The organism is Desulfatiferula olefinivorans, from assembly GCF_054657895.1.
Genome location: NZ_BAAHXV010000003.1, coordinates 134,796 through 146,857, shown reverse-complemented (window position 1 = coordinate 146,857; position 12,062 = coordinate 134,796). Strand labels below are relative to the sequence as shown.

At 54.4% G+C, this 12,062-nt stretch carries 12 protein-coding genes and 1 tRNA gene; 2 read left to right on the top strand and 11 right to left on the bottom strand.

Annotated elements, in window-relative coordinates:
* Nucleotides 1–4: 4 nt before the first annotated feature.
* Nucleotides 5–997: a 3-dehydroquinate synthase II gene (locus ACYQ11_RS03815; protein WP_459922418.1), complete on the bottom strand. Its 993-nt coding sequence runs from the start codon at nt 995–997 to the stop codon at nt 5–7.
* A 105-nt stretch (nt 998–1,102) separates the two neighbouring features.
* Nucleotides 1,103–1,906, bottom strand: a complete 804-nt coding sequence (locus ACYQ11_RS03810; RefSeq protein WP_459922417.1) for a 2-amino-3,7-dideoxy-D-threo-hept-6-ulosonate synthase — start codon at nt 1,904–1,906, stop codon at nt 1,103–1,105.
* A 365-nt stretch (nt 1,907–2,271) separates the two neighbouring features.
* On the opposite strand from ACYQ11_RS03810, the gene ACYQ11_RS03805 reads away from it, so the two are divergent.
* Together ACYQ11_RS03805 and ACYQ11_RS03800 are read left to right on the top strand one after the other, a co-directional pair.
* Complete coding sequence (locus ACYQ11_RS03805) at nt 2,272–3,009, top strand: 16S rRNA (uracil(1498)-N(3))-methyltransferase (protein ID WP_459922416.1); 738 nt, start codon at nt 2,272–2,274, stop codon at nt 3,007–3,009.
* Between the two features lie 54 nt (nt 3,010–3,063).
* Nucleotides 3,064–3,139: transfer RNA gene (locus ACYQ11_RS03800), tRNA-Phe, on the top strand.
* Nucleotides 3,140–3,224: 85 nt separating this feature from the next.
* Here the strand turns inward: ACYQ11_RS03800 and vapC are convergent.
* From vapC to ACYQ11_RS03755, 9 genes are all read right to left on the bottom strand, one after another.
* Complete coding sequence (vapC, locus tag ACYQ11_RS03795) at nt 3,225–3,632, bottom strand: type II toxin-antitoxin system tRNA(fMet)-specific endonuclease VapC (protein ID WP_459922415.1); 408 nt, start codon at nt 3,630–3,632, stop codon at nt 3,225–3,227.
* A 17-nt stretch (nt 3,633–3,649) separates the two neighbouring features.
* Nucleotides 3,650–3,862, bottom strand: coding sequence for an antitoxin (locus tag ACYQ11_RS03790; protein WP_459922414.1), 213 nt, complete (start codon nt 3,860–3,862; stop codon nt 3,650–3,652).
* Between the two features lie 108 nt (nt 3,863–3,970).
* Nucleotides 3,971–4,213 (bottom strand): hypothetical protein, encoded by a 243-nt coding sequence (locus tag ACYQ11_RS03785; protein ID WP_459922413.1) that lies wholly within the window; start codon nt 4,211–4,213, stop codon nt 3,971–3,973.
* Nucleotides 4,214–4,370: 157 nt separating this feature from the next.
* Nucleotides 4,371–5,627: an ATP-binding protein gene (locus ACYQ11_RS03780; RefSeq protein ID WP_459922412.1), complete on the bottom strand. Its 1,257-nt coding sequence runs from the start codon at nt 5,625–5,627 to the stop codon at nt 4,371–4,373.
* Between the two features lie 659 nt (nt 5,628–6,286).
* On the bottom strand, nt 6,287–7,180 hold the full coding sequence (sppA, locus tag ACYQ11_RS03775) for a signal peptide peptidase SppA (RefSeq protein ID WP_459922411.1): 894 nt from the start codon (nt 7,178–7,180) through the stop codon (nt 6,287–6,289).
* Nucleotides 7,181–7,314: 134 nt separating this feature from the next.
* Nucleotides 7,315–9,120 carry a 30S ribosomal protein S1 gene (locus ACYQ11_RS03770; protein ID WP_459922410.1) on the bottom strand — a complete coding sequence of 602 codons (1,806 nt, stop codon included), beginning with the start codon at nt 9,118–9,120 and terminating at the stop codon, nt 7,315–7,317.
* Between the two features lie 98 nt (nt 9,121–9,218).
* Nucleotides 9,219–9,890: a (d)CMP kinase gene (cmk, locus tag ACYQ11_RS03765; RefSeq protein WP_459922409.1), complete on the bottom strand. Its 672-nt coding sequence runs from the start codon at nt 9,888–9,890 to the stop codon at nt 9,219–9,221.
* Entirely contained in the window at nt 9,887–10,990 is a 1,104-nt protein-coding gene (hisC, locus tag ACYQ11_RS03760; protein WP_459922408.1) for a histidinol-phosphate transaminase, read from the bottom strand. Before hisC ends, cmk begins: the two co-directional genes overlap by 4 nt.
* Before the next feature lie 111 nt (nt 10,991–11,101).
* Complete coding sequence (locus ACYQ11_RS03755; protein WP_459922407.1) at nt 11,102–11,935, bottom strand: cytidylate kinase family protein; 834 nt, start codon at nt 11,933–11,935, stop codon at nt 11,102–11,104.
* Nucleotides 11,936–12,062 lie beyond the last annotated feature (127 nt).

Sequence of the window (12,062 nt, the reverse complement as noted above, 5' to 3'; positions counted from 1 at the left end):
TCTCTTATTTTTCGGTTATGGTTTCTTCGATTTTATGACCGAAATGCCGTCCGCATTCTTCGGTCGCCACAAGCACCTTGTCGCCTTTTTTCAGACCGACCACCGACAGGGGTTCCCCCTCGGGCGAGGTCAGACGGATGGTTTCCGCGTTCTGCACGATGGTGGTCACCTCCCGGTTGTCGACCAGGGCGCGGATCAGCATCATGGGGCGTTTTTCGATTTTCAGCCGACCGACAATGCCGATGGTGGCCCGACCCTTGGCGTCGTGGATCAGAATGGAATCCCCGGCGGCAAGCTCGGACAGGTAGCGGGTCTTCCCCCCGGGCACCCGGGTGTAGGCATGGACCGCCCCGGCATTGATCCGGAAGGGGCGGGGCGCCACATAGGGGTTGGACACGGTTTCGGCGTGAACGAGAAACAGGGTGCTGCTGCTGTTCCCGACCAGCATGCCCTGACCTTTTTCCATGGCCGTGCAGGTGTCCACGCAGACCCGGTCACCCATGCCCACGGGGGTCACCTCCAGGATCTGGGCCACGGTCAGCTCCGTGGTTTCCTCGTTTTCCCGGAGCAGGGACAGGGCGTTTTTCAATTCCACCGGGTCCGTGGTATGGAGCAGGATCTGGTTCACCCCTTTTTCCAGAATACCGAAGGCCAGCTGGGCTTCCTCGAACGACCTGACCGTGGCGATCACGTCGGCGCCCTTGGCGATGAGATTTTCAAGGGGAATGATCGTCCAGTCCGTGCATTCGAGGATCACCATTTTCTTGCGGGACAGCGTCATGATCGCCTCTTCCTGGTCCCCGTGGGTGATGGCGATGGTTTCGATATCCTTGCCCGGGACGATGTCGCCGTCTTCGGCAATGGTGGTGATGATGCCCAGCTCCTTGACCCTGGCCGAGTATCCCGCAGGAACCATGATACCGTCCGCCCCCGATTCCAGTGCGGTGGTGACCAGGTCCTTGTCCCAGGGATCGATTTTAACCCATATCTTTTTCATGTCATATCCTTATTGTTTTTTTTATTATGCATGGAATTGAACAGCTTATCTTAGAAAGAGGCCCCGCCTTGCGCCGCAGGCATCTTATTAAACTGATGTGATAAATCAAGCGTTTTTCAGGATCTTCAGGGCGTCGTCCAGATCGAGCCCCCGATGGATCAGCGCCGCCATGGCCTCGACCATGCGCTGGGGGTTCCTATGCTGGAACACGTTCCTGCCGATGGAAACGCCTGCACCGCCCGCATCCACCGAGCCTTTGACCATTTCCAGGATTTCCTCGTCGGAATCCATCTTCTCACCGCCGGCGATCACCACGGGCACCGTGCAGCCTTCGGTCACTTCACGGAAGGATTCGGGACTTCCGGTGTACGGCACCTTGACGATGTCCGCCCCCATCTCGGCGCCCACCCGGGCCGAATGTTTGACCACATCCTTATGGAAACCGTCCTTGATCTTCTCGCCCCGGGCGTAGATCATGGCCAGAAGCGGCATGCCCCATTCGCGGCAGTCCCGGCTGATATTGCCGAAATCCCGGAGCATCTCCTTTTCATCGCCGTTCCCCAGATTCACATGGACCGACACGGCGTCCGCACCCAGCTTGATGGCTTCCTCCACCGAACAGACCAGGGTCTTGGCGTTGGGATAGGGGGACAGGTTGGTTGACGCGGACAGATGCACGATCAGCCCGATGTCCGGCCCCTTGCCCCGAAGGCCTTCTCCCACCAGGCCCTTGTGCTCGACGATGGCGTTGGCCCCGCCCATGGCCACCTGCTGGATGCTGGCTTTCATGTCGATCACGCCCGGGATGGGGCCCACCGAAATGCCGTGATCCATGGGAACGATGATGGTTTTACCCGTGGACCGATTGAAAATACGCTCGAATCTGATCATTTTGCCGATGTTGCTCATGTTGTCGCTCCGTGAGTTGGCAAGCATAAAAAAAGGCCGTGAAGTTTTCGTCTCCACGGCCTTTTAGAATCTGTATGTCACGCCGTGGTTGGTTGGTTTACCACGGCTGTTTTACGCTTAACTGTGTGGTTGTTTCAGCGCACGCCCAGGCAAACCGGTGCTATAATAATAGTACCAAAAATAAAAGTTGCCTGAGAAACCGAACGCCATGAATGTATCCTTAAAATGAAACGTTTATATTGATTCGGGTTCAATAGCCGATCCCGAATGGCTTGTCAAGGAAGAATTTTACAGGTGAACACTTTTTCTTCATCCGGCCGGGTAGATCTTTACAGACCGATCCAAAGCCTGATAAAAAGCCGGGTATGAGACGCTTCTTCATTTCAGACTCGGCCATCGACGGCCGGACCGCCACCCTTTCCGGACAGGACGCCCGCCATCTCAAAGACGTGCTGCGCCTTTCCGTGGGGGACACCGTCTGCCTGATCGACGGAGGGGGACAGGAACACCTTGCCGACATCACGGCCATGGAGCCCGGCGTTGTCACACTGGCCGTCCGGGAAACACGGGAGGGGAAAACCGAATCGCCCGTTCACATCACCCTGGCCCAGGCCTATCTGAAAGACAAAAAGATGGACGATCTGATCCGGCCGCTGACCGAGCTGGGCATCAACCGCTTTCTTCCCGTCCTGTCCTCCCGGTGCGTGGCCCGGCCCGAAGCGTCAAAAATCAAGGCACGCAGGGAACGATGGGAAAAAATCGCCCGGGAGTCTCTCAAGCAATGCCGCCGTTCTCAACTCCCCGACATTTCCGAGGCGATCACCCTTGAGGACCTGTTCAAAAGCACCCATGCCGACGATCTGAACATCATGTTCTGGGAAAACGCCCATCAGCCGATTCCCACGGCAAACCCTGCGGGAAAAAGTCCCCGGCGCATCGTTCTCCTCCTGGGGCCCGAAGGCGGCTTTTCCGACGATGAGGCGACCCGCGCCCGGGAAAACGGCTTTGTTACAGCAACCTTAGGCCCCCGCATCCTCCGGGCAGAAACCGCCGGCCTCACCGCCTGCGCCCTGGCCCAGTATCTTTTTGGGGATCTTACCTAAAATACCTCTTGACAATACCCCTCATAAACTCTATAAATGCAGCGTTTTCGACGGGCCCAGGTAGCTCAGTCGGTAGAGCAGGGGACTGAAAATCCCCGTGTCGGCGGTTCGATTCCGTCCCTGGGCACCATAGAAAATAAAAAATCAAGGGGCTATGACCAACGTCATAGCCCCTGATTATTTTAAAGCCCCGCTTTTCTTTGACACCGTTCCCCTCACCTCACCCAATTTTCGACCATCAATCCGGGAATTCGTGAAAACTCCCTTTCATTGTTTGTCACCAGGCATAAATTGTCGGCTTTGGCATGGGAGGCAATCCAAAGGTCATTATTGCCGATGGGGTTCCCCTGTATTTCAAGACGCGCTCTTATGGCAGCATAGGTTATACCTGCATGCTCGGGCATGGGCAGCACGGGAACAAGAACAGCAAACTCGTTGAGCAGTGCCAAAACATCATTTTTCCGACTGCTTTTTTCTGCGCCGGACAAAAGCTCACCCCATGTGATGATGGAAATAGCCGCTTCTCCGGGCTTAAGCGTTTTGAAATGTTCAAGCACCGATTGGGGTTTGTTTCTTTGAATATAGATACAGATATTCGTATCGAAAAGGTATGTCGCGGCCATCACAATCCCTCACGGTCTTACGGAACAGCATCGTCCCTGCCATCGGGAAAAAAATCATCCGGCAGCTCTGTAAGCAACTCAAAGGCCCGCTCCAACCCTTTACCCGGCGGCCTCAATACAATTTCATTCCCTCGCTGAAATATCTCAAGTTCCTTGAATGGAACGGAAAACTCTTTGGGAATCCGAACCGCCTGACTATTTCCGGATCTAAAAACACGTGTCATGGACATGAAGCACCTCCTTCATGCACGGCTGTTCATGTATAGACATAATAGCATATACATTGAAACATCATGTCAAACGGAATGCATACAAAAATTCTAAATTAATATGATGAGCTATATTATATCATCAGCAATAGTGCTATGGCTGCTTTCAATCAGTTTATGCAACTCATTAATGATCATCATCCTATCATACGGCACTTGATACAATTTTTTTTCAAACCAATCCCTGGCATATCCTAACCCTTTTGATTCTACCAGCTCACGAATCAATGCGTCACCTTCATCATCCATAATAGAAGCTCCATGGTACAGCATATCGGTTAACGGATGATCCCCCGGCCTGCCTTCACTCATGTCCTAATCCCCTATGCGATTCAAATGAAATTGCTTTTATGAACCAACGTTATTTTCAATATCATCAGCATGACAGGCGACTCCCCGTCAGGTACTTAGCGCTGCTTCCTCGCAGGCGTCCAAAATCGCAATCTATCCGTTAAAAATATTCGCACAATCAATCCACGCCATGGGGCGGCTTTGCGGCGAACAGGGTCAGCATCAACTCGGAGTCATCGAGGAGTCTGTACTCCGGTTTTCTTCCCGACAGCCTCTCGCTTTCGGTGATGATGATCGGTACGCCTTCGCCGCGTTTGTCCATGATGAAGTTTCTCTGGCTGCCGATCGCGTTTACATTCATCGGGCAACGGGCCAACAAAGAGCTGATCAATTCGTTCCGTGCCGATTGCCGCTCCGAAATACTGTCAAGGGTCATGGTGTTGGGGATCGAACCGGGCGAGAACAGTTCCAGTCGATCTGAAAACAGATGCAGACGAATCTTGGAGCCGTAAATGGAGTAATCCCGATGAGCGACGGCGTTGACGACCGCTTCGAAGACCGCATTCATGGAAAACTGGGGCATTTCGATCCGATTGGGGGCTTTGACGGCATAGACACGCATATTCCGCTCCACAAACTTGCAGCCATCCCTTATCTGGGTATCCAACGGCCCCGTGATATCCTTGGCGTCCAGTTGATAGGCGGCGTTGCGTTCGATGCCGCGATAACAGACAGCCTGAATGAACGCACTGGACATGAAAGACTCCGGGGTATCTGCGGCCATGAGGATGCCGCTGACCGTTGCCCGCATGGTGTCGTCTTCCTCCGTGGCAATCAGCTTCATCTTTTCGAGAAATTCCTGATCGTCTTTGGGTGAGATCACTGTCCGGAACCTATTCCACAACTTAGGATTCAAATCATTGATCGACGTACCCGGTACTGTTTGTTCATCGAAGCGAATGAGCCGGGCCTGACTCCGTTGCTGAAAGAGCCGCGCCAAAACATCCGGTTTCATTTCGCGCCGGGAACTGCCGATGCGCCTGAAATAACCATTCGGGCTTTTGTGGACAAACAGACTGCGGGGCACGTCGATTCGCACGATGAGTTTCTCACCGCCTTGCTGATCGGGCAAAATGAGCTTGCGAATCACGCAATCAAGCGGGGGTTCGATGGAGTCGTTGCAGATCGAGCGAACCCAGCCTTCGACCATGTCCAGTTTCTCCGGCGGTATCCCTCTAATTTCCCGGGTTTTGTCGTCCACTCCCAGCACAACGACACCGGAGACGGTATTCGCCATGGCAGCCAGTTCGTCGGCCATGCCGTCGCTGTGGGGGCCGGTCACTTTGTTGCCGCTGAACTCGACGGATTTAAGTTCAAGAACAGAATCTTCACCCAACGCGATTTGTTTAAGCAAGTCGGAAATGTTTGCGTACATCAAGGGCCTCCGTTCAATGTGGCAAGGTGTTACAAAACCGTCAATGTTGGTCTATTACCACTTTTACTATGCTAAAGAAAGTCAATACTCCCTCCTTAGGGATTCGCAATCCTTGACCTCGAACTTTTTCCGGAGCCGTCTGAAACGTGACTTTTTTTTCGAGTTCGTAAAAATTATTTAAAAATAGATATCATCCTCACCAGGAAGTCAAGCAAAAGAGCAGCAGACAAAGATTCCCTCTCCGAATACGTCTTGGGTGGGTTGGCAAAGACATGGTGTATGGTTTGCGGCATGTGCTCTCGTGTGGCGTTTGAGGCAGAAAGAAAATGGCCATTGCCGTCGTTGACATATTTTTATAATTATTACGGTTATTTGTCGGATTACATTCCTCAACCCGACCTCATATGGGCCATTGTTTTTGCGGGGCGGTGGTGTGTATTAGGCGGGATGGTGCAGCGTTTTCACGGGCTTTGCCCGGTGATATGCCTTGTTTTTCCCTGTGACTCTGTGCCTTTGTGAGAGGCCAGAAATCCCGTTTGTCAAACTTTTCAAAAGTTTGGCCCCCGGCAGGGTCGCCGAAGGCCTGTTTTTATCTTCTCCCTTTTCCTTTTTTTCTCCGTGCTCGCCGTGACTCCGTGGTGAACACCCAACATATGGGGCTACAAACCCGGGCGATAGAGATAGCCGCCGCTGATGTGAGCTTCGCCGATGATTTTCGTGATACCGTCAATGGTGGAATCGGTCAGGTATTCGATGAGGGATCGTTTGGGTTCGGGGGGATAGACCACGGTGATCTCACCCTCGATGCCGGCCAGTTCTCCGGCCCAGTCCACGGCGTCCTCCAGGTTGCCCAGGCGGTCGACGAGGCCGAGTTCCATGGCTTCGGAGCCGGCGTAGATGCGGCCGTCGGCCAGGGATTGAACCGTCTCGTAGGGCATGTTTCGGCCGGTGGACACGTCGCGCACGAACTGATCGTGGATGGTATCGACGAATTTCTGGAGAAAGATCTTTTCATCCTCGCGCATGTCCCGGACCGGTGAGCCCGTATCCTTGAAATCACCGCTTTTGATGACCACGGGCACCAGACCGACCTTATCGAAGATATCCTTGAAGTTGGTATACCCCATGATCACGCCGATGCTGCCGGTGATGGTGCCGGGACTGGCCATGATGCCCTCGGTGGCGGCGGCGGCGTAATAGCCCCCGGAAGCAGCCAGGGCGCCCATGGAGGCGATGACGTGTTTTTTCTCGCGGGCCTTGCCGATGGCGCGGTAGATTTCCTGGGACGGGCCCACGCCGCCGCCGGGGCTGTCGATGCGGATCACGATGGCCTTGATGTTTTCATCCTCCCGGAACGATTTCAGGTCATCGCAAATGGTCCGGGCGTCCGAGATCACACCGGCAATCTCGATCACCCCCACCTGCTCCCCCTCGGGCATGACGGATCGTCCCAGCCGCGAGGAAACGATCAGGGTAAGCAAAATGACGGTGCCGGCCATGATTCCGGCCATGACCATGATAAAGAACATAAACGGATGTCTGCGTGAAAACATAAGGGTGCTTCCTTTTCATGAGTGGTCCCGGCCCGGGGTTCGGCCGGAATAAAAAGGCCCCGAAGGATAGGAATCCTCCGGGGCCAATCAGACGCTGACAGAGTCAAAAACGAGTATCCAAGGGTCGCGTGCCCCTATTTGGCGTCGTCGTCGGACCCTTCCACCGATCGTTTTTCCTGCTCGCTCTTCAACTGATCCTGCAGAATTTCACCAAACACCGAGGTGGCCGGTTTCATTTTGCTGACGTATTCCGAGAGAATCGCCTTGTCGTCATCCATTTCAAGGCGTTTGATGGAAAGACCGATCCTGCGCTCATCGCTGTTGATGTTCATCACTTTGGCGGTGAGGGCCTCGCCCACGTTGTAGGTTCCCACGGGGGTCTTGACCTTTTCTTTGCTGATCTCGGAAACATGGACCAGACCTTCGATGCCTTCTTCAAGCTCGACAAACACGCCGAAGTCGGTCACGTTGGTGATGGTTCCGGTGATTTCAGTCCCGACGGCATAGCGTTCCGCGACACTCTTCCAGGGATCGTCCTGGGTCTGTTTGATGCCCAGGGAGAACCGTTCGTTGTTCTTGTCGATGTCGAGGACCACGGCCTGAACCACGTCACCCTTCTTGTAAACTTCAGACGGATGCTTGATACGTTTGGTCCAGGAAATGTCGGAAATATGAACGAGCCCGTCGATTTCATCATCGATTCCTATGAACAGACCGAAATCGGTGATGTTCTTGATCTTGCCTTCGATGATGGTGCCGATCGGATATTTTTCGCTGATCACTTCCCAGGGATTCTGGGCCACCTGTTTCATGCCCAGGGAGATCCTGCGGCTTTCAGGTTTGATGTCCAGAACGATGGCTTCGATGATTTCGCCGGCGGAGATGACCTTGGAAGGATGACGGATCTTGCGGGTCCATGACATTTCAGACACATGGACCAGCCCTTCGATGCCCTCTTCGAGTTCGACGAACACGCCGTAATCGGTCAGGCTGACCACCTTGCCGGTGACTTTGGAGCCCACGGGGTATTTCTTGGCCGCCACAGACCAGGGATCTTCTGACAGCTGTTTCATACCCAGGGAAACACGTTCTTTTTCAATGTCGAACGACAGAATCTTCACGGTGATATTGTCACCCACGGAGAACATTTCGGAGGGATGCTTGACGCGGCCCCAGGAAATATCCGTGATATGGAGAAGACCGTCTACCCCGCCGAGATCCACGAACACACCGTATTCGGTGATGTTCTTGACCACGCCGTCCATGACCTTGCCTTCATGGATGTTTTCGAGGGTCGCTGAACGGATGCTTTCGCGCTGTTCTTCGAGAATGGCGCGACGTGAAAGAACGATGTTGCTTCTTTTTCTGTTGTACTTGAGAACTTTGAAGGTAAAGGTCTGGCCGACCATTTCGTCAAGGTTCCGGATGGGCCGAAGATCCGCCTGTGAACCGGGGAGGAAGGCGGGAATGCCCACATCCACGGAGAAACCGCCTTTGACCCGGCTGGTGATGACACCTTCCACGGTGCCGTTGGCGTCGTGGATTTCCTTGATGCTTTCCCAGACCTTGATCTTCGCGGCCTTGTCCTTGGACAGGATCACACGTTCTTCATCCTCGTCCCAGAGTTCCACCATGACTTCGACCCTGTCGCCGATCTGGACGTTGACTTCGCCGTTTTCGTCCTTGAATTCATGGATGGCGATCTGACCTTCGGATTTGTACCCCACGTCGACCAGCACGTGGTCATTGTCCACGGCGATGATGCGGCCCTGGGCCAGTTCACCTTCGGCGAACCGTTTGAAGCTTTCTTCATACATCTGAAAAAATTGCTCCATGTCCTGATCGTTGGCCGTGATGTCACGTCCGACGGGATCTCCGAACATGTCGAGTTCGACACTCTGTGTCTTGTTACCTTCGTTGATTTGTGTTTCAGTACTCATTAACTAAGCTCCTAATAATTTTATTTTATGCGCCCGCCCGGGGGCAGAACGCATAATTTTGCATAATTATCAGTTCAGGCCTGAAAAAACAATCACTTTTATTGGGGATTCACGCTTTTTATGCGGGCAATCATGGTCTCGATCACCTCGTCGACCTCGATGGGGGTGGCGTCGATGATCACGGCGTCTTCGGCGGGCTTGAGGGGGGCCAGGGCGCGGGAGCTGTCGTTGGCATCGCGTTTACGAATATCTGCCTCGACCTCGGAAAGGGTGATGTCGCCGCCTTCTTTGAGTTCGAGGTAGCGGCGGTAGGCCCGGACCTCGGGAGAGGCGTCGAGGTAAAACTTCACCTCCGCCTGGGGAAAAACCACGGTGCCCATATCCCGGCCTTCGAACACCGCGCCCTTCTCCCGGCCAAGCTTGCGCTGGAGTTCAAGCAGAAAGGCCCGGACCACCGGTCGGGCCGATACGGCCGAGGCCATCATGGACATGGCGGGCGTCCGGATCTGATCGGAAATATCCCGTTCCCCGGACAGAAGACGCAGGCCCTTGTCCGTCAGAACCAGACGAAGATCGAGCGTGGCGCACAGGGCTTCGAGGGCCGCATCGTCCGCGGCATCGATTCCGGCCCGGACGGCTTCGTAGGCCACCCCGCGATACAGGGCTCCGGTATCCACGTAACGGTAGCCCAGTTTTTCGGCAAGACGTTTGCTGACGGTGGTTTTCCCGGCACCGGCCGGTCCGTCGATGGTGATGACAATGGGATTCATGGCTTCATCACCTTTTCAAGGGAACGAATAAACCGCTGATTTTCTTCGGGCAGACCCACGGTCACACGGATGTATTCGGGAAACCCGTAGGACGACATGGACCGAACGATGACCCCCTCACGCAGGAGACGCTCGAACACCTCGTCGGACGGGCGTTTGACATCGATCAGAAAAAAATTGGACTGGGTTTTAAAGTACGCCAGACCCAGGCGGTCCAATTCTCCGTAAAGAAAGGTCAGACCGCCGTGAATCAGATCAAGCCCGCGTTTCAGGTAAGCCTCGTCGTCCAGGGCGGCCAGGGCCGCAACCTGCCCCAGGCTGTTGACATTGAACGGCATTCTCACCCGGTTCAGGACCTGGGCGACGGCCGGAGCCATGATCCCGTATCCCACGCGGATTCCGGCGAGGCCATAGGCCTTGGAAAAGGTGCGAAGCACCACCACGGGGAGATCCCGACCGATATAGTCCCGGCCCTTCATGCAGGCCGGGTCGGCGGCGAACTCGATGTAGGCCTCATCGATGACAAGAACGATGTCTTTCGGAATCCGTGCGCAAAAAGCCTCAAAATCATCGTTGCGGATGATTGTTCCCGTGGGGTTGTTGGGATTGGTCAGAAAGATCATCCGCGTGCGGGGGGTAATCTTCCCGATCACGGCGTCAAGGTCGATGTCGAAAGACCGCTCAATACCGGCAAGGGGGACGAAGACCGACCGGGCACCCGTCGAGGCCACCATGATGTCGTACATCAGAAAAGACGGCTGGGTCATGATCGCTTCATCATCGGGTTTGAGGAAGGCCCGGGTCAGAAGACCGATGATGTCGTCGGACCCGTTGCCCAGCACGATGCTGTCTGCGGACACGTTATTCTTTTCAGCGAGTTTCTGCGTCAGGTAAAAGCCGCTGCCGTCGGGGTAACGGTGCAGTTTTCCCAGGGCGGCACCAATGGCGGCAAGTGCCGACTCGGGCGGTCCCAAAGGATTTTCGTTGGAGGCCAGCTTGATGGAGCCTGCAATGCCGTATTCACGCTCCAGCTCCTCGATGGGTTTGCCGGGTTTATACGGCTTGAGTTTCATTATGTAATCAGGTACTTGCATTTTCATACACAGGTCTCCCCTGTTGACGGTCATGGCATACGGCTCGGGGGCCGGGGTCAAACACGGCCCTCTTGTACACCAAATCCCGTCAAGTCACAAATCCTTTTGCAGCGACGATCAGTACCAGGGACGGACAGGGAACTGGGAGACGATGATCTTGTTTTCCACCGAAACCACCCCGTCCACATGACGGACATGCCTTAAGACCGCCTTGTTTTCAGCATCGGTGGCCAGATAGCCGGACAAAATCACATGCCCGTCGTGGGAGGCGGTCACCTTGACGTAATTGGATTCCTGCATTTCCTTCATCAGCACGATTTCGATGCGTTTTTCAAGGGACAGCTTCCGGTACGTCCGGCTGTCCTCCTCGGTCAGGGGAAACTCGGTTTCCAGCCGCGTCAGTTCCCGAACCAGGAAGTCCACCACACGGTCTTTGGGAAAACGATCCGTATCGATCACGATGTCATACCATTTGGCGTCCCCGACCTTTTCCCGATACAGGTAGGCGATGAATTCCTCACGTTTCTGATCCGAGGTCCGGACCAGTTCGGAGGCGATTTTTTTGTCAAGCTGAAGCCGGTCCATGACCCGCCGGACACGCAGATCGAAGGGGGCCACCAGCCGGGCATTGATCACATGGGACTTGCCGCTCAGCAGGTACTGTCCGCCCCGACCCAGGATGATGCACCGATCCCTGGCCGCCGATTCATAGATCATCGAGGCTATCAGATGGCCGTAAATGGACCGTTGATGAAACAGAAAATCAAAAAAACCCGGCTTGTTTTCATTGGTAATCACATCCATTTCCGATGAAAAATCACCTGAAAATCCTGCGGCCATGTCATGGATCTGGTGCTTGTCAAACAGAGAATAATTCATGGCCCGGGCAACGGCCTCTGCGATGTCGTCTCCCAGACTTCCTTCCTGCCTTGAAATCGTCAGTACAGCCATGGTACCCTCCTGATACTGTGTTTGAATTGCGGAGCGATCACTCCGCGACGGAAACGAAACAGCCTTGATTCACTATACTATAATGATAAGGCCATGGATAGACCGGACATGACATAAAAAGGATGGG